Genomic DNA, 26622 nt, shown 5'->3' on the forward strand with positions numbered 1-26622 from the left:
TCTCTTTCTGCCTTCACCTTTTACCCCTTCTTATGATCACCCAATGGACCGCTGCACCAACTCCGCCTAAAATAATGAGGATAGGCAAGTTTCCTATTATAAAAACAATGATTCCTGAACCCGCTTTAAGTAATAGATTCGCACTTGTTGCAAGTTGTTTCTTCGTTCTTTCCCATGTATTCAATTCCTTATTATCAATGCCCGGCACAACTATCCGGTCCTGTGATAACGTGATGGTAACCGTCGAATATGAGGTCTGGTTCTCAAGATACTTCATTTGCCCGGTCAGCTGCTCTATTTCTTCTTGAACCACGGCAAGATCGGATGATATTTTCAACAAATCTTCGGTCTTCTCAGCATCCTTCATGAATGCAAGCAACCTTTCCTCTACTGCTCTCTTTGACTTCAATCTTGCTTTTAAATCTACATATTGCTCCGTTACATCCTGTCCTGTCACATTCCTTCCGACCACTTCTGAAGCCTCACCCTCGCTATCGGCTAGAAAATCCTGAAAATGGGCTTCAGGGACCCGAACAGTGATCGTTCCTTCCACCAGTTCTTCATCTTCCCTGTATACATTGGACTCGACAACATATCCGCCATATTCAGCCACCTTATTCTCAATCTTCATTTGTGCCTTTTCGAGGTTCTTCACCTTCAACTCAAGCTGGGCTTGATGGATGACCTTTCTTTCATCCGTCACCCCTTCCTTTTCCGCTGCTTCTTCCTGTTGCACCATATTCCCGGAAATTGAAGCGTCCATTTTACTTTCCGCCTTTTCATCATGTGATTCAGAAGCAGAATCATTTTTTTCATTACTGCTGCATCCAGCAAGTAAAAGGAACAAACTGAACATAAACATCACTATTTTACGGTTCATCGGTATTCCCCCTTTTCTTAATAGTACCGACGTAAAGTTTGGAAGAAAGTTACACTTCTTGATTAAAGGGGATGTTTTATTTTCAGATGAGAAGGTAAAGGTATAAGAACATACAAATAATGAAGAAAGAAGAGGATCGCTTTATGAACTACGGAAAATTAGCTAAAAGTGTATTGGTACCTGTGGTCGGAGGCTCACTTGTGGGGATATTCGCCACAAGGAATTCAAAAGAAATTTATGACAAACTCAAGAAACCTGCTTTTGCTCCTCCTTCCTGGACTTTCCCCGTTGCTTGGACCAGCCTTTATACAATCATGGGAATAGCGAAATATCGCATTGCATCCAAAGAAAAAGAATCGAAGTCCGCTGAACGCCTCTATGATACTCAACTAGGGTTGAATTTCTTATGGTCTTTTTTATTCTTCAAATGGGGCTTGCGCGGAACAGCTTTTATTGAAATGGCTGCACTGCTGACCTTGATTACATTAACGGCATTCGAGTTTTATAAAATAGACCGTACATCCGGTTTAGCGATGGTTCCCTATATTGCTTGGGTCACCTTTGCATTGGGATTGAACTTTTCCATCTTCAGGAATAATTAATCACAAAAAAGGAAGCGCCCCTTGTATTAAGGAGCGCTCTCTTTTAGGTTTCACGAGTAAATATTGAAAACTCACGAGTAAATGCTCAGTTTTCACGAGTAAACCTATATTAATTATTGATATTCGTAATCCTGCCTTCAATTTCTGCCGTGATCTTTCCGCCTTTAAAGGTTTCTTTTACATAGTTAACGAATGCTTCCAGGTCAGCGTGTCCAAACACACGCTCTTTTCCTTTCAGGACGGTATAGTTATCACCGCCGCTTGCCATGAAATCATTGACGGCCACCGTGTAAGTTTCGGTATCCTTGATAGGTGTTCCGTCCGCTTTCTCCAATAAGGTGACGCGTTCCGTGACAGGTTTACTGAAGTCGGCTGTATAGCTCAGTCCAGAAATTTGCAAGGTTTTCGGAGATCCTTCAACGATCCATTGCTGTTGAAGCAGCGTTTTCACTTCCGCTCCAGTCAGTTCCAGCTTAACCAATACATTTCCGAACGGCTGGATTTTCGCTAAATCGGAAAAAGTGACTTCCCCCTTTGGAATATCTGCACGAATTCCGCCTGGATTCATGAAGGCAAAATCGGAATTCAAATCTGCCTTCATGGAATCGGCAATTAAATTCCCAAGGCCCGTTTCCTGCGTATACGCATTGGTTCTTAAAATTTTCTCATCCGTTGTCCCAAGCGGGGCTTTCAACTCGGGGAACATGTCTAGATAGTCGTTAATGAATTTCGTCGTCCCGGCATCCGGTGTGATGCCATCTTGTGTAACCGTGACAATCTCAGCTGACTTTTTAACAATATCCTTTGTGTTTGGATCGATTTCCAAATCCACATCTTCAAAAGCCGTTCCATAAGAGTAAGCTTGTACAATCAATTTATTATCCACATAGTTGTTGACCTTCGCATGATTATCTCCTGCTAAGATCACATCTACTTCATCATCCACAGCATTAGCAAGATCAGCCACTTCTCCTGTAATGACCCCTTCCTTTTCAGTGCCTGGGTCATGTGAGATGATCACTATCGATTTTACGCCTCTTTCTTTCAACTCATTAACCGCCTTATTTACGGCAGGTGCCTGTTCTATGAATTCTACATTCTTAATGCCATCCGGACTTACTTTTTGAGGTGTGGCATTCGTGACTACACCTATGAACCCAATATCAACCCCGCCGACCTTTTTTATGACGTAAGGGTCCAAAATCGGTTTTTTCGTGTCTTTATATACGACATTGGCAACTACATATGGAAAGTTCAATTTATCGAATACCACATCGGATGTTGGCGACTTTCCGCCATTGATTTGAGCCATCAGGGTTTCTACCCCTTTGTCGAACTCATGGTTCCCGACAGTTCCGACATCGAATTTCATATCATTCAAAAACTGAAGCGTCGGTTTGTCCTGGATCAAAGAAGAAACGGGTGCACTTGCACCTACAGCATCCCCTGCCGAAAGTAAAAGTGTATTTTCAGGGTTTTCAGCTTTACGCTGCTTCAAGTGCGCAGCTAAATAATCGGCACGCCCTTGTTTGATACCGCCAAAATCGGAAGTGGTATCAAGCTGGCCGTGAAGATCATTGATCCCGAGCAGTTGCACCTTAACGTTTTCTTTTCCCAAATTATATTTGTAAATGCCAAAGCCTTTATCATCCTTTTTGCCTGTATAGGAAATCGGGCTGTCTTCATTTAAATATTCCGCACCTTTAGGTGATGAGGTGAAAGTAACGTCCACCTTACCTGAAATCGGGGCAATCGACCAGTTATTATCAGCAGTTGGATTGATCTCACCCTCTTGTGTGATGTAATCCATCAAGATCTGGCGATTTTCATCCGCAGAGTCAACTACATATTCGCTGCCCTTGACTCCCGGGAAGTTCCCCCCGCCCGAAGCACGGTAATTATTCGTCACTACGATGAAATCTTGATTCGGGTCCACTGGTTCACCATTATATTTCAAATCTGCAATCCTGCTTGAATCCGACACTTTTATCCCTTTTTCATCATAGCGCGGAGCTTTGGTGACATCGATTTGATACGTAACGCCGTCAATCACATCAAAGTTATAAACGGCAAACTTTCCATTAAGCAGCTCCTGTTCCTCAGACTTGGCAGGATCGATTGTATTATATTTCCCGGCAGACATTTCTAGCCACTCTTTAACAACTGACCCTTTGATCTTGATTGCCTTCAAGGTATTATCGTATAAATATAAATCACCGGCGCTGCGAATGGTCAGTCCGCCTTCCTTGATTTCGGTGAATTCCTCGACTCCATTGCGACCCGCTTTGAAAGGGGCTCCTACAGAGAGAATCGGCAAGTCCTTGTATTCAGGACGGTTGCTTTGGATGTATTTTTCTACATACCATTTCTGTGCGCTCGTCACGACCTGTACGGAAGGATCGTCTTGCACAAGGGCGAAGTAACTATGAATTGGAGCTGTAGTCGTTCCAATTGGCGTGTTGACATACTTGATCGTTCCTTCGTGATCCTTCTTCACGGCTTTGACGACAGATGCATCTTCAGCAGCTTTTTTTCCTGTTATTTTATCGTTGATTGCACGTGTTGATGAATCGGAATTGACGACTTTCCATTTCCCCTTGATATTCTGGATATCAAGATCGATGATCCCGAGATTACTGCCGCCATATCCTGCTTGAACGGCTGGTACACCATTGATGGTACCCTTTTTATTATCCACGCCTTTAAGGACTTTTCCTTGGCTATCTTTGAATAGGCTGTCTAAAGAAGCCTCATCTTGTGCCGGAAAGACCTTATGCGTGTGGGAGAAAGTGATGGCATCGATGCCGGATACCTTGCTTAATGAATAGATGACATCCTCGGTATTCTTGGTATCGCCATTAAATCCGGAATGCGTGAGCGCCACGATGACATCCGCGCCCTTTTTCTTCATTTCAGGTACATATTTTTTTGCAGTCGTGATGATTTCTTTTGTAATGACCTTACCTTCAAGGTTCGTTTTATCCCAATCCATGATTTGCGGAGGGGCAAATCCAATGTAGCCTATTTTTACTGATTTTTCTTTTCCATTGATGTCCTTTACTTTCTTTGTGACGATTTTATAAGGAGTATATTTATTTTTATCATTCTTTGAATCATTGTCTTTATCTTTTTTATAAACATTGGCATTGACATAAGGGAAGTTCGCATCATTGATGGCCTCTTCCAAATAAGCTAAACCATAATTGAATTCATGATTGCCGAATGTGGCCACATCATAGTCTAGCAAGTTCATCGCTTTGTAGACAGGATGGACTTCACCCTTTTTCAGCGGCGCTATTTTCGCTTTGTACGTACCTAGCGGCGTCCCTTGAATAAGGTCGCCGTTATCCACTAAAACGCTATTTTTCACTTCTTTTCGTGCCTGTTTGATTAAAGAAGCCGTGCGGGAAAAGCCGACAGAGTCCGATACGGCATCCTTATAATAATCATAGCTCACCAGATTAGTGTGTATATCTGTCGTTTCCATGATCCTTAGTTCAAAAGGTGCATCCGAAACGGAGGCTGCCAGGCTGTTGCCGAAGTTACTCGTATTGCCGTTATACTTGGAGACAACCGATACTTTGATCCAATAACCCGATTTGTACGAGTTGAAGTACGCAGAGAACTTTTGGGCCGATTTAATATCCGCCTCAATGGCTGACTGTGAAATGACCTTCGTCCCATTCATTAATTGAAAGACAACGGTTTCATTTCCTTTGTTCCCTTTTTTCGGTGTGACCGTTACAGTCGCTTTGGTGCCTTTTGAGTAATTAACAGTAGGAGCTGAAATCGTAAATGGTTCAGTCTTGGCCGGTTTCTTATTAGACTCTTTGGCGGATGTCTCCCCCGGCACGGCAAATGGGGCTGTAATCAAACTCACAGCAAGAATCGGGGCGAGCATCTTATTAACATGCATTTTGAACGACATACTTCACAACCCTTCTATTTTTGTAAAATGCTAGAATAATATATCATGATTTTGTCGAATAAACGCCAAAATTTACCTTAATATTACGAATTTTGAATAAACAGTACTTTTTACCTATTTCCATTCAGTGAACACGGACCTTTTTTCCTTCAAATATATATAAAGGCTGGCCCATGCACATGAGCCAACCTGCTTAATGAAATGCTTACTGAAGAATCCAATAAATCATCTAAACCATTGAAACAAATTAAATTCGTTACTATTCTTTATCGTTTTCTTCATCTATTGATTTTTCTCATTCGTTTTTTTGCCAAGCCTCTATAAACAAGGTTTCATCAAAACAAAAGTGTAATTTAACGTAACTCAAAATAAAAGTCATAAAAATGTCACTTATGTAAAAATTTTTCGGCATATATAATTACATTTACGCTTAAAAGAAAGGATGTTTTTATTTGCCTAGTAATAAAAAGGAAGGCATAATCTTTGGACTTTTTATGTGTTTTGGTATGGTCCTTATTATGTCAGTTTACAACACAGCTTTACACGGCTTGTCATCGTTTACCGTAGGGGGTGCAGTAATTCAATTTGCGGTAACATTTATCGTCGCTTTTATTGCAGAGTCAATAGTTGAACCGAAGGCGCGTAAACTTGCATTATCACTGCCTTATGATAAATCGAAAGAATCCAACTTTATTATTGCAATTGCCTTTTGCATGGTCCCTGTAATGGTCCTTATTATGTCAGTATATGGGCTTATTTTAACTAGTTTAATGATTGGGATTGAGGGTTCAATCTTCATAGCTTACCTTAAAACAGTTGGTCTAAACTTTATCGTGGCGCTACCATCACAGTTACTGATTGTTGGACCAATCTCACGCTGGTTATTAACTAAATACATTAAACCAGCGACACAAAAGCCAAAATTAACAAAAGTTTGAGTGCGTAAATATTAATATATATGACAAATAAATAAAAAGGATTAAGCTAATACGCTAATCCTTTTTATTTAATATGTTATAACCTACTGCGTTAAGACGAAAAATTCCTTATATCATGAATTGACCTGTCCCATCCAGACCAAGGAGTTTTCCTGTGAAGCGACCATTATATCCAATATGGATTCCCTGCTTGTCCTCCTTCCATAATCCTCTTTTTTATTACCAGTTTTAAAACATAAAGACTATAAATCCCGATCTATTAAACTGGCGGATACCGGTTCGATGCCCATCTCCCTCGACCAGATGGACAGCTGGCCTATATGGTGAATTTCGTGCGCTATCAGATGGCGCAGTATCCTGCCTTTTTCGTATGTCCCCTCCATCCAAGCTGGTTGAATCATTCCATTCTCATCTTCAATGGAATGCGAGTTCAAATAGTCAATGACCTCAGAATGATAACTAGCGGATAAATCTTCGACTTTTTCGATCGTATCATAAGCTTCCAAATCGATCGCGACATCAGGCTTCCCTTGTATGGCCCTGATCCAGCTGCATTCGACATCGATAATATGGGCGAGTGTCCTCAATATATTCCCCAGCCCTCCTATGCGCTGCCGTTTCAGCTCCTCATTCGGTAAGGACCGGCACCACTTGAGCCACTCATTTCGGACCTGCCAATTATAATTGAATAAGATCAACATCCACCCCATCCCCCTCACACTTAATGTCATCGAAGTATCCTTCAGCCTTTGTATTGATAATAATCCTGTCTTTGAATGGTTTTGAATCCACAAGATTCATAGAGTCTTAAAGCATGCTCATTAGTCGCCTCTACCTCGAGAAAAATATCATATCCCAGCTGGCATTGTTCGGCTACGACCTTTTTCAATGCCTTTCTGCCAAGTCCTTTTCCCTGGTATTTTGGCAAAATGGAAAATCCATAAATCCAAGCTTCCCGGCCAGAGTGATCAACACGGATCTTACCGACCGCTCGGCCACCCTTTTCAATCATCATGGTTTTCAGAGTATCCTCATAGAGGATGCGCTGATAATAATCCTTCGCCTCTTGTTTCGTAAATTGGAAACATTGAATATCCAGCTGAATTTCCGTTTCCTCATCCCCTCTCCGCGAAGGGCGAACGACTGCATCATCATAATCATCAAGCTCCGTTTCGGACCATTTCATTTGAAACTCAGAAAAAGCAAACTCACAATTGAGCTGCTTCAAAAATCCTGTCCCTGAATGGGATTGAGCAGGTGAGTTCAAGAGAATCAACTTATAGTTGCGCTCCGCGGCACTCCTTATGGCCTCTTCCATCAGCTTTGTAAAAACGCCTTGCCTACGGTAATCAGGATGCACCATTCCGCACATCTCCACTTTGTTTCCAAAATCGTATAGACCGAGAAAACCAACAAGCTTCAATCCTTCATAGTGAAAAAAGTCATTCTTATTCACACCATTTCGACTGCGAAGCGTTTCCCAGTTCAGCTTTAAAGTAAAACCTTCCAGTTCACATTCATGCTGCAGGATCCGAATATCTTCTAGCTGTTGACTCTTCATTTTCCCCACCCCTTTTCCATATTATCAGTTTATTACCAAACAATAAGAAAAGCAGCACCCTTTTACTCGGATGCCGCATACTTCTATAAGTTTATTGATGAATGTTGTTTTTTTAAAAGTATTTTCACTTTAATCCATAAAACTAAAATCGTACGAGGGGAGGATTTCCTATCTAATTCCATTGACGGATGAATTATAGTAGTAAAATGATTCCATTTGAGGATTATTTTTTACCTATTTTGTGCTATATTCCAAATAATGGTTTATCATTTTTTTATTTGAGTTTTAGGGAGGGATGTAATATAGTCTTGATTTTCAGATAGTACCGATTTCTTTTTATCCCGAATTCCGGACCCTTTTTAGAATAGAATCCGAAATTCGGTGTTTATCACCTGGCACATACGTCCTGAGGTTATCGTTTTTTCGTTTTATGAGCGGACTTTTTTAAGTTCTCTACGTCCGTTGTCAGTTCTTTTAATTGTTTACCGAAGCGGAAGAGCAAAAACATAGAAACGACGAGTGGATAGCCAAATTCACTAACTAATGAAACCCACATAGTAGCATCCTCAATCATCATCCTCTTCACCCCTTTTCTTGTATCTGATATCTAAAGTGAAACTTGTTTAAAAAAATCAATCTAGCACTATTGATTCATGGAAAAAAGAACGAATGTTCGTATATAATTGATTTATTCCCCTTGTCTATCACTTTATTAATTAAAGGAGGGATAACAATGAACCAATTAACTTCTCATTTTTTTTCTCATTCATTGGAGTTTCTGCAGCAACAGTACTCATCTTTCTTTGAGCAACCGATCATTCAAGTATTTTTACAGAACCCAGAGCATTTAAAGATTTTCACTGAAACTCTTGATTCCCCTTCTCCCCACAACATTTGCCATCTCAACGAGACTTTCAAAATTTTCTATTACCGGGCTAAAGTATACAAATACATGTGCTCCTTAATTTACTTTTTCTCTGTTGACTTTGATAAAAGGGCACGGAAGCAGCGGGAACGCTATCGAATGGTACTTGATGCGACACCAAGGGATACTGGCGGATTGATCGATCTAATCGGCACTTTGGACGTTCACCTTGAAAAGATGGGGGAAACGAATGAACTCGCTTCACACATAAGTGATGAAGAGATGATAAAAGCCTTGCAGAAGTTAACAGCCAAACAAAACCTGGTGCTGACCATGAACTTTTCCTACGGCCTATCCAACAAGGAAATTGCTGCCTATTTCCATGAGTCGCCACAGAATATCTCAAGCATCCGTAAACAAGCTCTAAAAAAACTTCGAAAGCACTATATGGATGAGGTATATGTTAGAAAGGAGAAAAGCCATTGTGGATAAAAAACTGTCAAAAGAAGAATTAATGGATCTAATCGACTCTTTGAATCCTAAAATAAAAAAATCGTTAAAAAACACGAACTATCAAGACCGGAATGATCTGGAGCAAGAAATTAAACTTAAGATCATTGAATCATATGAAAAAATCGCAGCAATCGAGGCCCCTAATTTTGAGGAGTTTCTTGCAGAATTCCTTACTAAGCAAAAACAATGAAAAAGTACCAAGTCCAGAGCAAGGATGCTGGGCTTGGTACTTTTTTTCTGAATATCAGTATGATGGTTTCAATGTCAGCGTATCACCTTTTGGGTCGTCTAAAGTGGTTTTATGATAAGTACCTTCTGCCCAATCGTCAAGCTGATCGTGGTACCACTCACTTTTCACGTTACCTGATTGACCAGGGCCAACAAGGTGATATCCTTGATTCATATCGGCCAGGTCGATGACAAATCTCCAGGACCCGCCATGATTAACGGTTCCATCATCTAAAAATGCCGCCGCCTGTACGGTGACACTGCTGCCGCCTACCGGCATTCCGCCGCCGCTGTTAAATACATAATTTAATGGGGCGACACTCGAGAGCGGGTGGTTAAACCTGACCTGATGATAGTCTCCCCATTCCCAATCAGCTATATCGTCACCTTGTGATTCTCCCAGTTCCGTTAATGTCTCCTGCAGCGACTTGGCAAGCACCTGCTCAAGTCCGCCCGCCTCATCAATCCAAGGGCCCGGCTTACCGTCCAGTGCCCGCCTTAGTAGTTCATCGACGGCCGACCGCCTTCCATTAAAGAGGTTGAGGGTTTCCTCCGGTATTTCTTCCTTAAGCAGAACATCACCTATTTTTCGCATCCAGACATTAAAGATCATCGGTGCCGCTTCATCAACGGAATCAATATGATTCCATTTTTTCAGAATCGTTAGTGCCTGGTCTTCCTTTTTCCCAGATGGACCTTTCAATACCTCCACGAATTGAGGAACAAACTCCTTAGCTTGCAAATTCACTGTATCCATCTGCAGGCTTTGCATATCCTCGGCCGTAAGCTTTTTATTGGCTTTTAAAAACTCCTGTATCCTCATCTGACGGTACGGCTGTGCCCAGTTATTACTGATGTGGTAAGGATAATCATCTGAGATGACTTTATTATTCGCTGTCGAAATGAATCCCTCTTCCGGATTCACCGTTTTTGGAAGTTCATCAAAGGGGATATAGCCTTTCCACTCAAATTCATCCGTCCAGCCAGGTACAGGCAGCATACTATCGCCTTTTTTCCTGATTGGGATTTTCCCATTCGCCTTATAGGCAATGGTCCCGTCGACTGAGGCAAAGACAAAATTCTGGGCCGGCGTTTCGAATTGCAAGAGGGCCTTTTCGAATTCTTTCCAGCTTCCCGCTTTATTCATATTCAGTACCGCTTCAAGCTCGGCAGATGGATCAAGTGCCGTCCACCTTAATGCAAGCACGGTATCTTTTCCGCTTTTCCCAGCAAACTCGGAGACAACCGGTCCATGGCGGGTAACCGTCACTTTATAGTCGAGTGTTTTACCACCCTTCACCTTTATGGGTTCGTCCAAGATTTCAGCTTTTTCCCAGTTGCCTTTGTAGGAGAATTCTTTCTCGTTTTCCGGGTTTCTCCTCTCAATATACAGATCCTGTACATCCGGACCGGTATTGGTCACACCCCAAGCCACCTTTTCGTTATGACCGAGGATGATTCCCGGAATCCCGGCAAAAATAACACCGCTCACATTGACCGACGGGGCCTCCAAGTGCATTTGATACCAAACGGACGGTGTAGCTAATCCCAGATGGGGGTCATCGGCCAATAACGGCTGACCGGAATCCGTTTTCTTGCCTGAAACTACCCAGTTATTGCTGCCGTTGAATTCATAAGGAATAACGGCCCCGGCAAAACTTTTTTCAATATCCAGTTCTTCCTTGCTGATGATATATGGAGCGCTCTTTGGATAATTAGGGAATAAATCATATGCTTTTTCCTTGGGGAACGTTTGCAGCAAATACTGCCTAAACGCCTGATCCTCCCAGTTCCCGCCTAAATCAAAGGCCATATATTTACCGATGGTCAGCGAATCGACGGGTGTCCACGGCTCTGGTTCGTATCCAAGCAGAGTGAACTCCGCCGGCCATTTCCCATTCTCCTTCAATTCATTGATATAAAGATTTACTCCCTCGGCAAACACATCCAAGGCATCTTTCCCGTCACTTGAATACGCTGCATAAGAGGCTTCAGCCGCCCGCCTCAACCCAAGTGTACGGAAATACTTATCGTTTTTGACGGTTTTCTCACCAATCACTTCACTCAATCTTCCTGAAGCCTGACGCCTGCTTAAATCCATTTGAAATAAACGATCCTGTGCTTGGATATACCCTTGGGCTAAATACAAATCATGTTCATTCGCTGCGTTGATATGCGGGACCCCACTTGAATCCCTCACCACCGTAACCGGTTTCAAAAGACCTGGAAGCGATATTTCCCCCTTCGTTTCCGGCAAGGATCTTGAAAGAAATACATTTGCAGCAATCAAGACAGACAGCAAAAGTATCATCATGATTCCAAAACTCCATAGCACCCGCTTTCTCCACTTCCGTTTTGGCTTTTGCTGAGGTACGGCAACTTCCATCGATTCATCTCCCTCTCTCTCCCCATAAAACTCTCTTTCTTTCTATTTAAGATATTCCGCGTTTCCACCCATCTTTCCTACCAACATCATTACATTCTCTCTTTTTATTTCAGTAAGGCTGGAAAGGTTCAAGGACGAATTTTTCCTGGGCAAGGTCGAATTTCTACCGCGAAATTGCTCCGATAAACATTAAATCAAATGCAAAAACACCGATACAATGTATCGATGTGGCAGGGAATTCTAGCTATTTGCAATAATGTATTCAATGACTTTATCTGCATCGTCTGTATAAAAGAGAGCTTTATCAAAGTCATGGGCCGCCTTCGTCTCGGCTTCCATGTATTCAATCACGGAAAGAAGACCAAGTAGCCTCTTCCATTTATGAGTTTTCTCGAGAAGTTTTCTTTCCTTTTTTATATCCTCTGGTATGAATTCATTAATGATAAAACATGGGTCGGAAAATGAGGGGTCCCGAAAACGCTCGTTCAAGGCTCGCAATTTATCCCGATCCCATTCGGCCCTTACCAAGTCCGATATGACCGAGACATTTTGGACCGATTCGAGGATGCGTTTGGACAAAATATCATATTCTTCGTCCTCCAACCCTTTATCCGTCATGATTCCTACACAATACCATTTTTCGTTATGATCAGGTTCTTCATTTTTCTTAAAAAACACTCTTCGTCCACCTTCCTTACACGCTTTACATTATTCACTTTACTTAAATGAAAATCAACATGCCCTTACGCCATTAACTATATCATGAAGAAATATCGATGGACGATAAAGTATGAAAGCTTCCTGGGAACTACATGACATAGAAAAAAGATACCCTAAAATAGGGTACCTCCATCATACTGGCTGAAGAGCCAGCCCTCTTTGTTTAAACAGATATTCCAGTGCCTGCCTGAATGATAGGAAGGCTTTTACCTGATTTGCGAAATCAAGTTTGACGATCTCTTTCACGGCATCAGGGTTAAAGCCGACAAACATCGTTTCCGTACCCATCAACGCCAGTGCCCCCACTAATTGATCCAACAGGGAGAGCATATTGCTTTCCTTCGTAAAGTTAATTCCGGAGAAATCCATGATCAGTACTTCCGCATGCAGATCTGCACATTTTTGCAGTACCGTCGATTGCATCGACTCCATTCTCCAATCGTCAATTCGTCCGATCAACGGTAGGAGCAGCACATCCTTTAATACGGTCTGAACGATCGGGGTGGACAATTCTTCCATGACTTCTTGGTTTTCTTTTATCTTCTGCAAAGAATCGTTTGCCATTTTCGCCATTTCTTTATAATGATTCACGTAACTGATACTCACACAGTGTATGAACTGGTCCAGGATTGCATCAATTATCGAGCTTGCCTTTAGCAGAATTTCAATCGAGTAATAGCGATTGCTTACTTCTTCTTCAATGAAACTCCAGAAAAGGTTACGCATCGCTTGAGCTTCCTCAATATTCTTATCTAAAGGAATGCCCATATCCACGATGCGCTTACCTATTTCCATACCCGTTATTTTCATACTTTCCATTGCCTGTGCCTTTCCATGAATCAAGGCATCTGCATGAATTTGAATAAGCTTTGACCGTACCTCTTTACTGGTTTCAAAATCATAGAGCGGTTCCTCTTCTTCAAACAACTCGATATGCTCCACTAAGATATATTTAAATTTTTCAATTTTTTCACCGATCATTCTTAATTCTTCCATGTAGACCTCCCATACAGGGCTTTTATCACATTTTATCAAATAATTAATGGTTAAGGATATAAAATCCTTCTATTACCAATATGATAATAGACGTTTACCCTTTTTTTTATAAGGGTATTATGATATATGACTTGGAGGGATTATCATGAAAAAAGATCAACAAGACTTCGAATCTGAAAACATGAGCGATTTAGTAGAACTCATAAACAGTAAAAATAACAGCCGCAGAATCTTGGATGTACTACGGCGTAATAAAAAGGCTAAAAGTAAAAGCAAAGATAAAAAATGAAAAAACCCAGTCCAAAATGGTCTGGGTTTTTTCATTGGATAAAATAAAAGTGCTGAGTTTGTTGTATTAAGCAATCTCAGCTCTCCCGTCATTAACTATTGAAAAGCCACTACCTTTTTCTCCGGATTTCCTTCACATGGTTTCCTTCAGTGGTAATATAGACTGTTTCATCAATTTTGTATGTTAAATAACGGTCACAATCAATTTCCAACGTTTTCCCATTGCTGAATTTCATTGCGCAATTGGATCCCTCTTCGGTTTCCGTAACATCAATGACTTCGTTCGTCTTAAAACCGACTGCCTTGCCATCGGAGAAATGAGGATAGTATTTTTCAACAATCTCCACCTTTTCCAATCTGCCCGGACTTGTTAAGTATACAACGAATAATATAATTAAAACGGCTATTAACCCAATGAGAATTACTGCTTTTCGATTCACTCTATCTATTACCCTCTTCTCTTATCAATCTATTATTCAATATCCATTTTCACTAGATTATATTCAGCATTCCGAAAAAACATGATAGAAAAGATCATTTTATTTAACGATTCTCTTTTCAACCATCACCACACAAGCGGCAGCCAGGATGATCAGGATCGAGACAGCCGAGATGACCCCACCCCAGCCGAACTTCATCAGGAATATACCGCCTGATGCCCCCACTATACTTGATCCCGCATAGTAAAACAGGAGATATAAAGCGGATGCTTGTGCCTTTTCACTCTTATCAGCCAAGCTTCCGACCCAGCTGCTCGCAATTGAATGTGCTCCAAAAAAGCCAAATGTAAACAGTGCAAGCCCCATTATTTTCAGCAAAAGTGGATCCAATAGGGTTAAAAGGGCGCCCATCAGCATAATAGCGATTCCGGTAAGAAGTACAATCCTTCGAGTATATTGATCGGCGAGCTTTCCCATCCATGTTGAACTAAATGTCCCCACAAGATAGATTATGAAAATGAAGCCAATCAATGTTTGTGATAAATGATATGGCGGTCCCATTAAAGGTATACCCACAAAGTTATAAACGGTAACGAACGAGCCCATTAATAGGAAGGCCATGCCGAATAAGAGTACTAGTCCGCTATTCCTTAAGTTATTGATCAGGGAGGTTTTGATTCTCGACAAAGAGACTCCTGCGCGGACGGCATGCTGTGAAGGCGGAAGCATCCACCAAAAGGCCAGACTGATGATCAAACTTAAAGCCCCAAGGCTTCCAATCGCTATGTTCCACGAGAAATGGTCGGTCAGCACGCCGACAATCAGCCTGCCAGCCAATCCCCCGATACTCGAACCGCTCACATAGATTCCCATCACATAGCCAAGGCTTTTCGGATGAAATTCTTCATTGATATAGGCCATCGCAATTGCCGGGAAACCTGCAAGCACGGCTCCTTGAATCGCCCGTATCGCAATTAGGATGTATAGATCATCCTGGATGAAGCTGACACATATGGATAACAATGCAGACAAGGTGAGCGCCGTCCCCATTATTTTTTTCCTATCGATATTTTCTGAGAAAAAAGAAACAAGCAATAAACAGAGTGCAAGCGTTCCTGTTGCGAAAGATAATGTAAGGCTTGCCATTGCAGGAGAGACTCCGAATTGCTTTGCGAAAACTGGAATGACCGGTTGGGTACTATACAGATCCGCAAACGTTACAAAGCTACCAAGAAATAAAGCCAAGATTGTTTTCCTGAATGATTTACCAGCAGGCTCGATATAATTCACTTTTGTTCAGACCCTTCACTATTTAACTTTCCCCCTATGTTAATACGAACTTCCCGAGTTGTCTATTTCGTCACTTTTGTCCAAAGGGAAAGTTATGTTCCAGCTAATCACAAAAACCCTCCACTGCACGCAGTGAAGGGTTTTTCATTAATATGAACGTTTACCATCCCGCTCACTTTTATTAAGGAGCCAATACACTGGCATACCTATAATGAGGATGATCACCGAGTACAGGGCATTTAAAGGTGTTTGGATTAATGTGCTTAAAACAATGTATATTGCGCCAGCAATCGCCACGATGGGGATGAATGGGTAAAACGGCACTTTATACGTTTTTGCATCCGGATCTTTCCTGCGTAAGATGAAGACCGCAAAGAAAGCTAATCCATAAAAACAGAAGACAGAGAATACGGCCATATTGGTAAGTTTGTCAGGGTCTGTTGCAACCATCATGATGATTGCAATGATCACTTGCAATACCGTCGCATTTATAGGCGTTTTGAACTTGGGCGATATTTTTCCGATTTGTTTATGGCCTGGCATCATTTTATCAGTCGCCATCGCCAAGGTAATGCGTGGAAAGGTCAAAAGCTTTCCGTTCAAGCAACCGAAGATTGAAATCGCAATTCCGATCGATATCAATTTCCCGCCAAATTCACCGAATAAAAGCGTTGCCGCAACATTCGCTGCATTCGTACCATGCGCTATGACTCCCTCCGCCCCCAATACAGAAAGCATGGCAAGATTCACACCCAAGTAAGCGACCATGACCACGACCAATCCCGTTATGATTGCCCGCGGCAGCGTTTTCTGCGGATTTTTCATTTCCCCTGCCATAAAGCCGACATTCATCCAGCCATCATACGCCCAGAGCGTAGCCAAAATCGCACCGGCCATACTGATTTTCATTGAACTTTCGCTATCGACATTGAATACAGGCATATCACCTTGTGCGATACCGAACACCGCTATGAAAATAATTGGGATCAATTTAGCAACGGTTGATAAGGTTTGGATGATACCGCCGTATTTTGTACCCAGCAAGTTCATGCCTGCTATGAATACGATCGTAAGAATCCCTATCGCCAAAGAGTAGCTTGATGCGATCTTAAATATTCCTGCAACTAATAACCCGAAGTATAAACTGAGTGCGCCCATGACTGCAGGTCCGTATACCAATGTCTGAACCCAGCCGCATAGGAATCCCCATGCTTTACCGTACACTTCTTCCATATAGACATATAAGCCGCCCGTTTTAGGAATCCGTGTACTCACTTCTGCAATCGTCAACCCGCTTGCAAGGGTAATCAGACCGCCTATCAGCCAAGCTAACAAAGCCATGGTTGAATTACCGCTTAACTCAAGCACGTCACCAGGTCTCATAAAAATACCAGAACCGATAACTGTTCCAACTACAATAGATGTTCCAACCCAAAAGCCAATCGTTTTCTTCAATTGGTCATTTCCCATGTTGTCCTCCCCAGGTGTACACATGTACTTTATTTATACTAAAATTATATCATATAAATTATATGGAAATAGTTTATGTAATCATTTGAATATTACAAAAAATACTCAAACACGTTGGTACCATTACGCTCAGGGAGCTTTATTACATTTATATTTTTTTTACTAATTATGTCTGGAACTACACTAAAAACCGAATATTTTTTTATTATAAAAGGAATTATTGATATTAAACTCAATAATAACGAATTAAAAACTCAAAAACCCAATTATCATTCGTTATGAATTCCATGGGAATCCTGCCCATTTTCGGACACACAAAAAAACCACCCCGCATCGACGGGGTGGTCCCTCTCCTCTTTCAAGCTTCATTTCGTATTACCAAATAATGAATAGAAGCACAACCGCCAAGACGATCCGGTAAATGGCAAAAGGAGTCAATTTAACTTTATTGATTAAAATCAAGAAGAAGCGGATACAGAATAATGCAAAGATAAATGCACTGATGAAACCTGCAATAAAGAACGGCAGAACTTCAGGTGTGAAGCTTTCCCAGTATTTCACGATTTTCAACAAGCTGGCACCAGCCATGATCGGCACTGCCATGATGAATGTGAAATCGGAAGCCGCCCGATAGCTCATACCCAAAAGCACTCCACCTGAAATGGTCGAGCCTGAACGTGAGAATCCCGGCCATAGTGACAAACATTGAATTAACCCTACACCAAAGGCCTGTTTATAAGTGATTTGGTCAACCGTCTCTGCAGTCAGCTTTGGACGGAATTTATCCGCAGCAATCATCAAAAATGCGCCTAAGAACAATCCGACGATAACCGTCTTCATCGTAAATAAATGATCATCAATATAATCTTCGAATAATAGACCTAAAACGCCCGCCGGCAACAATCCGACAATGATCTGCAATAGGTTAAGCTTTTGGCCGTTCACAGCCGATGTGCCTTTCAGCTTCCTTAAACCAAGCAAGTCCATGAATCGTCCCCAGAAGAGCACGACAACGGCGAGTATCGAACCAAGCTGGATGACCACCTTGAAGGCATTGGCCACTTCACTCCCGAAAAGTTCTTTCGAATTCAGCCATAAATCATCAACGATAATCATATGCCCTGTAGACGATACAGGAGCAAATTCAGTTAATCCTTCTACAAGACCAAGGATAACTGCAACAAAAATTTCCCACATATTCATTTTATTCACCTCATAATTCGAACACCTATTTATGGAAATATCATATGTATTTTACTCGTTGTTTAAAATATTGTCTATTAAACATTGCTGAAACAATTCAAGCGTACATGTATGATAGGGTTCAAGATAAAGTTTAAAGGGGAAGTGATGATTTTGCAAAACATATTGATTTTCGCCCATAGAGGGTCCAAGGGTACGCATCCTGAAAATACCATGGCAGCATTTCAAAAGGCGGCAGAAATCGGGGCCGAGGGGATCGAGTTCGATGTCCACCTCAGTTCTGACGGGGAATTGGTCATCATCCATGACGAAACACTTGATCGAACGACCACCCTTACTGGTTATGTAAAAGATCATTCGGCACAAAAACTGAAAACGGCTGATGCCGGGAGCAAATTTTCCAATGAATTCCTTGGGGAGCGGATTCCTTTTTTAATGGACGTTTTCGACTGGGCTATGGGAAATGCTTTATTGATGAATGTCGAAATCAAAACGGATAAACTCGCTTACAAAGGAATTGAACAGAAGATCATTGATTCAATTCGTCAATATGGAATGGAAAATCGGGTGATCCTCTCTTCCTTCAACCATCAATCCATTGAAAAAGTGAAGATGCTTGCCCCAGACCTTGAACGTGCATTATTGTTCGAGGGGCTTCCTGAAAACTTCGAAGAAATCTTACGTGATAAAAAAGAATTGGGTTTCCATCCAGATAAAAACAGCCTGACTCCAGCAGTTAATGAAAAAGCGAAAAAGCTTGGATATAAAATCCGGCCTTGGGTCGCCAATGATGAAGCCGACATCGTCAGGCTCGCAGAGTTGGGTGTCGACGTCATCATGACCGATTTCCCTGAAAGGGCAATCAAGATTTTAAAGGCAAGGCAGGCAACTAGCTGAACAATGCGAAAGAGAAGGAGCGATGCTCCTTCTCTTTCTAATCCATTTTTATTCAGTTAATTAACGAGAATATCCGCCTAATTGTTGCTCAGCCATTTGCACTAAACGTTTTGTGATTTCCCCACCAACAGATCCGTTAGCGCGAGAAGTAGTGTCAGCACCTAGGTTTACACCAAATTCACTAGCGATTTCATTCTTCATTTGTTGTAGAGCTTGCTCTGCACCAGCTACTACTAGTTGATTGCTGTTATTGTTGTTTGCCATGTGTTTTCACCTCCTACTAATATTAATTAGCATTTTAGGCTTAAATTATTATTGCCAATTTATTGTATTTTTTCATCTGTGTTTCTCACAATCCTTAGCTCTTTATCATGAATTCCATTTTATGCTCATAAACTGTTAGGAAACTTTCAGTAGGAGGGAAAAGAATTGCAAATACATGTGGTTAGGCCAGGCCAGACGTTATATGGCATCGCCCAGACATACAGCGTAACCGTTGACAGGCTCGTTGAATCAAATAAGATCCCTAACCCAAATAATCTTGTTTCGGGGCAGGCCCTTGTCATTCCAATCGTCGGCAGTTATTATTTCGTTCAACCGGGTGATAGTCTTTATTCCATTTCCCAAAGGGTTGATGTCCCTGTTCAAGAATTGGCAAATATAAATGGCATTTCCGAAAATCAAATCCTATCCGTTGGATACCGGCTCTATATTCCGGCTCGGAGGAAAAGGACCGCCGAATTCAACGGCTATGTCGAGCCGAGGGGTACGACGGTTGCACCGGCCCTTGAAACGGCCGCCAGGGAAGCCGCACCCTATTTAACCTACTTAGCCCCTTTTAGCTTCCAGGCGCTACGAGACGGCTCCTTAAAAGAGCCATTGCTCAATGAATTCCCTGCCATCGCCAGAGAAAATAAAAATGTCCTGATGATGGTGATCACGAATCAGGAGAATGACCAATTCAGCGATGAGCTCGGGCGAATCATCTTAACGAATACTTCCGTTCAGAATAAGTTCCTGAACAATATCGTTACAACAGCAAAGAAATATGGTTTCCGCGATATCCACTTTGACTTTGAGTATTTACGCCCAGCCGACAGAGAAGCCTATAATCAATTTCTCCGAAAAGCCAGGGATCGCTTCAAGAAGGAAGGATGGTTCATTTCCACGGCACTGGCCCCTAAAACAAGTGCTGAGCAAAAAGGCCGTTGGTATGAGGCCCATGACTATAAAGCACATGGTGAAATCGTCGACTTTGTCATCATCATGACATATGAATGGGGATATAGCGGCGGACCCCCAATGGCAGTGTCACCAATTGGACCTGTTCGGGATGTTCTCGAATATGCCGTCACCGATATTCCTTCCAACAAGATCATGATGGGGCAAAATCTATATGGCTATGATTGGACCCTGCCTTTTGTACAGGGATCCACTGCCAGGGCCGTGAGTCCGCAGCAGGCCATCCAGATTGCGGCGGACAATGATGTTTCCATCGAGTATGATGAAACCGCACAGGCCCCGCACTTCAATTATACCGATATTGAGGATAGGAAGCATGAGGTGTGGTTTGAAGATGCCAGATCGATTCAGGCAAAATTCGATTTACTCAAAGAATTGAACTTAAGGGGAATGAGTTATTGGAAGCTCGGCTTAGCCTTCCCCCAAAACTGGCTGCTCATCAGTGATAACTTCAACGTACGGAGAAGGGTTTAACAAAAGATATAGGAATACCGAAGCTCAAACGGGCATATTATCAATCATCGAGCATGAAGTCCATTCAGGATACGTGACTCAGCACCAAAAGCCTTCCGACATCTTCCGGAGGGCTTTTATCATTTACCGTAATTCGATAGGCAAGATGCCGATATTCATCTTTCAAAGTTTGTCTGTCCGGACCCTTATGAGCCAAGCCTTTTTTGACCATACTATAAGGAACAGCTCAAAGGGTGTGAAAAAAATGATTCGAATCGGTCCATACATCAGCACCGTTCCCAGATTTCCGCGTTTCATCAGATTGCTTTCTATCATCGCATTATTTTTACTTTCATTCGGGGTCTTGATCCACATTGTGGAGCCAAAGAGATTCCCCACCTTACTTGATGGCATCTGGTGGGCAATCGTGACGATGTCAACGGTCGGCTATGGAGATTTCACTCCCGTGACCAATCTTGGCAAAATCATTGGGATGGTCCTCATTTTGTCAGGGGCCGGCCTGATTACTTCTTATTTTGCGTACATCGCTAAAATTTCCATATCCAATGAACAGCAATTTCTAACAGGAAAGAAAGTATTCGGCGGCGGCGGACATATTATCATTGTGGGCTGGAATGGCCGTTCCAAGAGAATCATCCAAAACATTCATGATCGTAAGCACCATCAATCCATTGTCCTTATCGATGATACACTGCAAAAGCACCCGCTTCCAAGAACGAATATCCACTTTATCCAAGGAAAAGCAACATTGGATTCCGTTTTGCAGAAAGCCAATATTAAACAAGCCATACGCGTCCTTATTACGGCTGACCTTAAGCAAGACGAGCTGCAAACGGATATGTTCTCGATTTTAACGTTACTGGCAGTCAAAGGGCTGAATCCGCATGTGTATTGTCTTGTGGAAATATTGACGCATGAACAAAAGGAAAATGCTTTACGGGCTGGAGCGGACGGTATAGTCGAAACGAATAAATTCGCGAGTGAATATATGCAGGATTGCTTATCGAAGGGGATCATAACGGAAGCCAGAGAACAAAATGAGCGGGATGGATTGAGCCTCAAACAGCTGCCCATCCAGGATGAATGGGTGGAATTGACGTTCAAACAGCTGAACGTTAAGCTATTCGATCAAGACATTTTATTGGTCGGCATCATTTCAGGAGGCAAGACCTTAATCAAGCCCCCCGGAGATGTAATCATACATCGTGATGACACCCTGCTCATCATTGATGATTAATGTAATAAAAGCTTTTCCAAATCCCGGACAAGCGTCTTTCCTAATGAGATATAGTTTTCCGGAAATTCGGCATCCGGATTTTCAGGCTCGGCAAACTGATTGAAGGAAGCGGAGAGGTTTCCAATATTTCCTTCATCATCAATCCCGTCCTCGTACTTATGAGATAACAAAAACGGCTGTAAGAGTTCGACCATTACCCCGTCCTGATCGAGTGAACCATCAACAGCCTTGAAAGGGACCCGTAAGAATTGGTAGCCATCACTGTCATCAATCTTATAATCAAAAGACCCGTGGTCATAATCCCATCCTCCGCCTATCACATATCCTTCCGGTTTTAACTTTGTCTCCAGATCGAACAAACCGAATGTTTTCCCTTCCAATTGAGAAGAAATTTTAATCATTGTATAAAACCTCTTTCGCTAATTTTCTATTAGCTTAACCAAAGTGCCATAAAAAAAACCTGGCCTTATTGTTCCTTCAATTGGAAAAAGGAATGGGCGTTCCAAGCTATCCTTACGCTTTTGTGAAGTTTCCTTCTCTTCACCTGACACTGCTTTTTTGCTTTTCAAACAGAAAAAAAGGCATCATCTGGATGCAATTCCAGCTTGATGCCTTTTTTATTATAAGCGCTGTTCGAGCTCAGCTTTTTTCTTTTCATATCCAGGCTTGCCTAAAAGAGCAAACATGTTCACCTTATAGGCTTCCACTCCAGGCTGATCAAATGGATTTACACCCAATAAGTATCCGCTCATCGCACAAGCTTTCTCGAAGAAATATACAAGGTAGCCAAAAGTATAAGCATCGAGTTGCGGAACCGTTACGATCAGGTTTGGAACGCCACCGTCCGTATGGGCTAACAGCGTACCCTCAAATGCTTTATTATTCACGAATTGCACCGATTCACCTGTAAGGTAATTCAGGCCATCCAAATCATTTTCCGCTTCTTCAATCAAGATTTCATGACGGGCCTTATCCACTTTGATGACTGTTTCAAAAAGGTCACGCCGTCCTTCCTGAACATACTGCCCTAATGAATGCAGGTCAGTCGAAAAGTTGGCCGATGAAGGGAATATCCCTTTTTGATCCTTTCCTTCACTTTCTCCAAATAATTGTTTCCACCACTCAGAGAAGTATTGAAGTCCAGGCTCATAGTTTATCAGCATTTCAATCGTTTTCCCTTTATTGTAAAGGATATTCCGAACCGCCGCATATTGGTATGCCTGATTCTCACCTAGCTCGGAAGAACTGAAGTCCGTCCTAGCACGCTCGGCTCCCTCCATGATTTGATCGATATCCGCCCCGCTGACCGCAATCGGAAGCAGACCTACAGCCGTTAAGACCGAGTAACGTCCGCCAACATCATCAGGAATGACGAAAGTTTGGAAACCTTCCTCCGTTGCTACCGTTTTTAATGCGCCCTTTTCTTTATCAGTGGTCGCATAAATGCGGCTCTTAGCTTCTTCAACACCGTATTTTTGCTCCAGCAGTTTCCGGAAAATCCTGAATGCCAGTGCAGGCTCCGTGGTCGTACCGGATTTAGAGATGACATTGATCGAGAAATCCCTATTTTCCAATAGGTCCATTACGTCCTGCATATATGTAGAGCTTATATTATTACCCACAAATAAAATTTGCGGTGCATTTCTTTTATCCGACGGTAAAATGTTATAAAAACTATGTTGAAGCATTTCAACTGCCGCTCGTGCTCCCAGGTATGATCCGCCGATACCGATAACCAGCAACACATCTGAATCTTCTTTTATTTTCGCTGCCGCTTCCTTGATCCTTGAAAACTCTTCTTTATCATAATTGGCGGGTAAATCAAGCCAGCCAAGATATTCATTGCCTGCCCCTGTCTGCTCATGCAGGGAATGGTGTGCCACTTTTACAGCATCCTGTAAATAGGTAATCTCATGCTCCCCGAAAAACGGCAGGGCTTTTGAATAATCGAAACGAATATGGGCCATTCAAATTCCTCCTTGGATTCTTTAGTTTCCCTTTCACTTTATCTGATGTAATTCTCATAATCAAGAAATCGATCAAGTAAATAACGAATTATGACTATAAAGTAATCTCCCACCTGGCAAGGCGGGAGAAAGGATCATATCACTTTTTTATAATGAAGCCCGTAAAATGGCAAGGACATCTTCACGGTTCAGGACTTTGAATCGTCCAAACTCCCCTCTGTTCATCGCTTTATCAGCCATGACTTCCAATTGTGAGTCATCGATGCCATAGTCCGAAAGATTGGTCGGCGCCCCTAAGCTGCTCCAAAATGTCCTAAGTCTTCCAATGCCTTCAAGGGCCGCCTCCTCATCCGTTTTACCTTCCGGATCTACATGGAAAACACGGACTGCAACTTGTTTAAAGCGTGCGACATTTTCATGGAGCACATGCTTCATCCAATTAGGGAATAAGATGGCCAATCCTCCTGCATGCGGGATGTCATAAACAGCTGAAACGGCATGTTCAATGTTATGCGTTGCCCAATCACCGCTGTAACCAACCCCAAGCGACCCATTCAAGGCTAGATTTCCAGCATATAGGATAGTGGCCCGGTGCTCGTAATCTTCCAGGTTTTCCAATAACTTAGGGGCGGTTTCAATCACCGTCGATAACAGCGATTCACAAAAACGGTCTTGAAGCGGCGCATGCGTTTCCGGATGGAAGTACGTTTCGAATACATGTGACATCATATCGACCATTCCGTATACCGTTTGATCTTTCGGTACCGAAAAAGTGTTTTCAGGATCCAAAATGGAGAATTGCGGAAATACCAACGGACTTCCCCATCCATATTTCTCTTTCGTTTCCCAGTTTGTTATGACAGATCCGGAATTCGCTTCAGAGCCGGTTGCAGCTAAAGTCAGTACCGTTCCGAATGGAAGGGCCTCTTCGACTGGCGCCTTCTTGATGACAAGATCCCATGGATCTCCCTCATATTTAGCACCTGCAACGATGGCCTTTGTAGCGTCTATGACGCTTCCTCCTCCAACGGCAAGGACAAAGTCGATACCATATTCTTTACAAAGGTCAACACCTTTACGGACTGTTGAGATGCGTGGATTCGGTTCAACTCCGGAAAGTTCGTGCACCTCTGCATCGATTTCTTTCAAGACATTGACCACTTTTTCATATAAGCCATTTTTCTTTATGCTTCCCCCGCCGTATACAAGTAAGACTTTATCGCCATACGCAGGAATTTCAGCTTTAAGGCTTTCAAGCTGACCTTTCCCGAAGATTACTTTAGTAGGATTTTTATAAGTGAAATTCTCCAATGGATATCTCTCCTTTATGACACATTGACTCCGTTTTTGAATTGTCGACAGTGCCAAGTGCTAGTTTTTCTTTTATTCATTATGACCAATGTTCCATTTAAATACAAAATATCCGCCCGCAACTTTTGAGTAGATGTATATTTACATGATGGAAAAGCATGATAAGTAAAGAACTGATTTTTTCAAAAAAAGGAGGCTGTACAATGAGTGGAATACAAAGAACTGCACTTGTTCTTACAATAATTGGGGCAATCAACTGGGGTTTAATAGGTTTTTTCCAATTTGACTTAGTCGCTTCGATTTTCGGAGGGCAAGATGCTGGATTGGCCCGTATCGTTTATGGATTGGTTGGAATTGCCGGTCTCATTAATCTTGGTCTTCTCTTCAAACCAAGTCCTGAAATTTCCAGAGAGCCTGAAACCAAACCGACTCGTTGAGATCATGACAATGGACAATGTCTCTGTTCGATAAAATAAAGCCGGACCATGGATAAACACATGACCCGGCTTTATTTCATTCATATGCCCCGCTACCAGCCATGACAATGGACAAAAAAAACCGGCTGATCTAAGGATCGGCCGGTTCAAAAAAAATTATTTTTTGATTAAGTCTTCGCGTTGAGATTGTTCAATCCACTCTTGAAGTTTGTCTTTCAATGTGTTGAAACCTTCAGTAGATTCGATGTGAGATGTCGCTTTAACAGATGCTTGGCGTTTTTTCGGAGCTTTTTTCGGAGCTTCAGTACGCTCAGGAGCTTCTTCTGTAGCGCGGATCGATAAGCCGATTTTTCCAGCAGCTGAATCGATGGAAAGTACTTTAACTTTCACTTCATCGCCCACTTTTAAATGTTCGTTGATATCTTTAACGAAGCCGTGAGTAATTTCAGAAATATGAACTAAACCTTGAGTTGAATCGTCTAGAGCAACAAATGCACCGTATGGTTGAATACCAGTTACTTTACCAGCAACTACCGCACCAATTTCGAATTTTTCAGACATGGTAACACTCCTATTTTATATATATTTTTTCGTCTTTTCACGCAATAAAAAATTATATCACATAATTGGAAAATAATCAAAGTTAAGTATACCATACTTTTTAGGATTTTACTCATTAAAAATGTTTGTTTTTTGGAAATAATAAATATTATAAGATCTTTATTTATAACTTATCCTAATAATTTGCA

The 26622-nt window shown here is 42.0% G+C and carries 26 protein-coding genes; 9 read left to right on the top strand and 17 right to left on the bottom strand.

Annotated elements, in window-relative coordinates:
• Positions 1 to 13 precede the first annotated feature (13 nt).
• Positions 14 to 880: a DUF4349 domain-containing protein gene (locus ACWF5P_RS04085; protein ID WP_434168017.1), complete on the bottom strand. Its 867-nt coding sequence runs from the start codon at positions 878 to 880 to the stop codon at positions 14 to 16.
• Between the two features lie 143 nt (positions 881 to 1023).
• Between ACWF5P_RS04085 and ACWF5P_RS04090 the strand changes: the two genes are divergently transcribed.
• A complete protein-coding gene (locus ACWF5P_RS04090) occupies positions 1024 to 1482 on the top strand; it encodes a TspO/MBR family protein (protein ID WP_232782953.1) in 459 nt (152 codons plus the stop codon).
• A 109-nt stretch (positions 1483 to 1591) separates the two neighbouring features.
• On the opposite strand, the gene ACWF5P_RS04095 is transcribed toward ACWF5P_RS04090, so the two are convergent.
• Positions 1592 to 5410 (bottom strand): bifunctional 2',3'-cyclic-nucleotide 2'-phosphodiesterase/3'-nucleotidase, encoded by a 3819-nt coding sequence (locus tag ACWF5P_RS04095; protein WP_452444644.1) that lies wholly within the window; start codon positions 5408 to 5410, stop codon positions 1592 to 1594.
• Between the two features lie 452 nt (positions 5411 to 5862).
• Between ACWF5P_RS04095 and ACWF5P_RS04100 the strand changes: the two genes are divergently transcribed.
• Positions 5863 to 6348, top strand: coding sequence for a DUF2798 domain-containing protein (locus ACWF5P_RS04100; RefSeq protein ID WP_434168019.1), 486 nt, complete (start codon positions 5863 to 5865; stop codon positions 6346 to 6348).
• A 242-nt stretch (positions 6349 to 6590) separates the two neighbouring features.
• Here ACWF5P_RS04100 and ACWF5P_RS04105 read toward each other — a convergent pair whose 3' ends face one another.
• The 3 genes from ACWF5P_RS04105 to ACWF5P_RS04115 form a co-directional block, all read right to left on the bottom strand.
• Positions 6591 to 7049, bottom strand: coding sequence for a DinB family protein (locus ACWF5P_RS04105; protein ID WP_434168020.1), 459 nt, complete (start codon positions 7047 to 7049; stop codon positions 6591 to 6593).
• Positions 7050 to 7090: 41 nt separating this feature from the next.
• Complete coding sequence (locus ACWF5P_RS04110) at positions 7091 to 7909, bottom strand: GNAT family N-acetyltransferase (RefSeq protein ID WP_434168021.1); 819 nt, start codon at positions 7907 to 7909, stop codon at positions 7091 to 7093.
• A gap of 412 nt (positions 7910 to 8321) precedes the next feature.
• Entirely contained in the window at positions 8322 to 8486 is a 165-nt protein-coding gene (locus tag ACWF5P_RS04115) for a YvrJ family protein (protein WP_434168022.1), read from the bottom strand.
• Between the two features lie 156 nt (positions 8487 to 8642).
• Here ACWF5P_RS04115 and ACWF5P_RS04120 point away from each other — a divergent pair, with 156 nt between their 5' ends.
• Both ACWF5P_RS04120 and ACWF5P_RS04125 read left to right on the top strand, forming a co-directional pair.
• Positions 8643 to 9266, top strand: a complete 624-nt coding sequence (locus ACWF5P_RS04120; RefSeq protein ID WP_434168023.1) for a sigma-70 family RNA polymerase sigma factor — start codon at positions 8643 to 8645, stop codon at positions 9264 to 9266.
• Complete coding sequence (locus ACWF5P_RS04125; RefSeq protein WP_101223589.1) at positions 9259 to 9477, top strand: hypothetical protein; 219 nt, start codon at positions 9259 to 9261, stop codon at positions 9475 to 9477. Before ACWF5P_RS04120 ends, ACWF5P_RS04125 begins: the two co-directional genes overlap by 8 nt.
• Positions 9478 to 9531: 54 nt before the next feature.
• Here ACWF5P_RS04125 and ACWF5P_RS04130 read toward each other — a convergent pair whose 3' ends face one another.
• From ACWF5P_RS04130 to ACWF5P_RS04140, 3 genes are all read right to left on the bottom strand, one after another.
• Positions 9532 to 11901 (bottom strand): penicillin acylase family protein, encoded by a 2370-nt coding sequence (locus ACWF5P_RS04130; protein WP_434168024.1) that lies wholly within the window; start codon positions 11899 to 11901, stop codon positions 9532 to 9534.
• A 240-nt stretch (positions 11902 to 12141) separates the two neighbouring features.
• The gene (locus ACWF5P_RS04135; protein ID WP_434168025.1) at positions 12142 to 12579 is read right to left on the bottom strand and encodes a hypothetical protein; all 438 of its coding nucleotides are present in this window, start codon (positions 12577 to 12579) and stop codon (positions 12142 to 12144) included.
• 174 nt (positions 12580 to 12753) lie between these two features.
• Complete coding sequence (locus ACWF5P_RS04140; RefSeq protein ID WP_434168026.1) at positions 12754 to 13617, bottom strand: STAS domain-containing protein; 864 nt, start codon at positions 13615 to 13617, stop codon at positions 12754 to 12756.
• A gap of 145 nt (positions 13618 to 13762) precedes the next feature.
• On the opposite strand from ACWF5P_RS04140, the gene ACWF5P_RS04145 reads away from it, so the two are divergent.
• On the top strand, positions 13763 to 13906 hold the full coding sequence (locus ACWF5P_RS04145; protein WP_157831056.1) for a hypothetical protein: 144 nt from the start codon (positions 13763 to 13765) through the stop codon (positions 13904 to 13906).
• 109 nt (positions 13907 to 14015) lie between these two features.
• Here ACWF5P_RS04145 and ACWF5P_RS04150 read toward each other — a convergent pair whose 3' ends face one another.
• From ACWF5P_RS04150 to ACWF5P_RS04165, 4 genes are all read right to left on the bottom strand, one after another.
• Positions 14016 to 14345, bottom strand: a complete 330-nt coding sequence (locus tag ACWF5P_RS04150; protein WP_101223592.1) for a hypothetical protein — start codon at positions 14343 to 14345, stop codon at positions 14016 to 14018.
• Positions 14346 to 14444: 99 nt separating this feature from the next.
• Positions 14445 to 15635: an MFS transporter gene (locus tag ACWF5P_RS04155; protein ID WP_230176222.1), complete on the bottom strand. Its 1191-nt coding sequence runs from the start codon at positions 15633 to 15635 to the stop codon at positions 14445 to 14447.
• A 147-nt stretch (positions 15636 to 15782) separates the two neighbouring features.
• Positions 15783 to 17105 carry an APC family permease gene (locus tag ACWF5P_RS04160; protein WP_452444645.1) on the bottom strand — a complete coding sequence of 441 codons (1323 nt, stop codon included), beginning with the start codon at positions 17103 to 17105 and terminating at the stop codon, positions 15783 to 15785.
• A gap of 375 nt (positions 17106 to 17480) precedes the next feature.
• Positions 17481 to 18308, bottom strand: a complete 828-nt coding sequence (locus tag ACWF5P_RS04165; protein ID WP_101223595.1) for an undecaprenyl-diphosphate phosphatase — start codon at positions 18306 to 18308, stop codon at positions 17481 to 17483.
• A gap of 147 nt (positions 18309 to 18455) precedes the next feature.
• On the opposite strand from ACWF5P_RS04165, the gene ACWF5P_RS04170 reads away from it, so the two are divergent.
• The gene (locus ACWF5P_RS04170; RefSeq protein WP_434168028.1) at positions 18456 to 19205 is read left to right on the top strand and encodes a glycerophosphodiester phosphodiesterase; all 750 of its coding nucleotides are present in this window, start codon (positions 18456 to 18458) and stop codon (positions 19203 to 19205) included.
• Between the two features lie 60 nt (positions 19206 to 19265).
• On the opposite strand, the gene ACWF5P_RS04175 is transcribed toward ACWF5P_RS04170, so the two are convergent.
• Positions 19266 to 19469: an alpha/beta-type small acid-soluble spore protein gene (locus ACWF5P_RS04175; RefSeq protein ID WP_057278019.1), complete on the bottom strand. Its 204-nt coding sequence runs from the start codon at positions 19467 to 19469 to the stop codon at positions 19266 to 19268.
• 165 nt (positions 19470 to 19634) lie between these two features.
• On the opposite strand from ACWF5P_RS04175, the gene ACWF5P_RS04180 reads away from it, so the two are divergent.
• Both ACWF5P_RS04180 and ACWF5P_RS04185 read left to right on the top strand, forming a co-directional pair.
• Positions 19635 to 20921, top strand: coding sequence for a glycosyl hydrolase family 18 protein (locus ACWF5P_RS04180; protein WP_101223597.1), 1287 nt, complete (start codon positions 19635 to 19637; stop codon positions 20919 to 20921).
• A complete protein-coding gene (locus ACWF5P_RS04185; RefSeq protein ID WP_452444646.1) occupies positions 20890 to 22158 on the top strand; it encodes a potassium channel family protein in 1269 nt (422 codons plus the stop codon). Before ACWF5P_RS04180 ends, ACWF5P_RS04185 begins: the two co-directional genes overlap by 32 nt.
• Here ACWF5P_RS04185 and ACWF5P_RS04190 read toward each other — a convergent pair.
• From ACWF5P_RS04190 to ACWF5P_RS04200, 3 genes are all read right to left on the bottom strand, one after another.
• Complete coding sequence (locus ACWF5P_RS04190) at positions 22155 to 22559, bottom strand: YugN-like family protein (RefSeq protein WP_133351323.1); 405 nt, start codon at positions 22557 to 22559, stop codon at positions 22155 to 22157. The genes ACWF5P_RS04185 and ACWF5P_RS04190 overlap by 4 nt on opposite strands.
• Positions 22560 to 22778: 219 nt before the next feature.
• Complete coding sequence (locus ACWF5P_RS04195) at positions 22779 to 24125, bottom strand: glucose-6-phosphate isomerase (protein WP_452444647.1); 1347 nt, start codon at positions 24123 to 24125, stop codon at positions 22779 to 22781.
• Positions 24126 to 24272: 147 nt separating this feature from the next.
• Complete coding sequence (locus ACWF5P_RS04200) at positions 24273 to 25436, bottom strand: iron-containing alcohol dehydrogenase (protein WP_434168031.1); 1164 nt, start codon at positions 25434 to 25436, stop codon at positions 24273 to 24275.
• A gap of 203 nt (positions 25437 to 25639) precedes the next feature.
• Between ACWF5P_RS04200 and ACWF5P_RS04205 the strand changes: the two genes are divergently transcribed.
• On the top strand, positions 25640 to 25873 hold the full coding sequence (locus ACWF5P_RS04205; RefSeq protein ID WP_063234087.1) for a DUF378 domain-containing protein: 234 nt from the start codon (positions 25640 to 25642) through the stop codon (positions 25871 to 25873).
• A gap of 156 nt (positions 25874 to 26029) precedes the next feature.
• Here the strand turns inward: ACWF5P_RS04205 and yugI are convergent, their stop codons facing one another.
• A complete protein-coding gene (gene yugI / locus ACWF5P_RS04210; protein ID WP_063234086.1) occupies positions 26030 to 26434 on the bottom strand; it encodes a S1 domain-containing post-transcriptional regulator GSP13 in 405 nt (134 codons plus the stop codon).
• Between the last annotated feature and the right edge of the window lie 188 nt (positions 26435 to 26622).

The sequence above is a fragment of the Peribacillus sp. NPDC055009 genome (genome assembly GCF_053608705.1).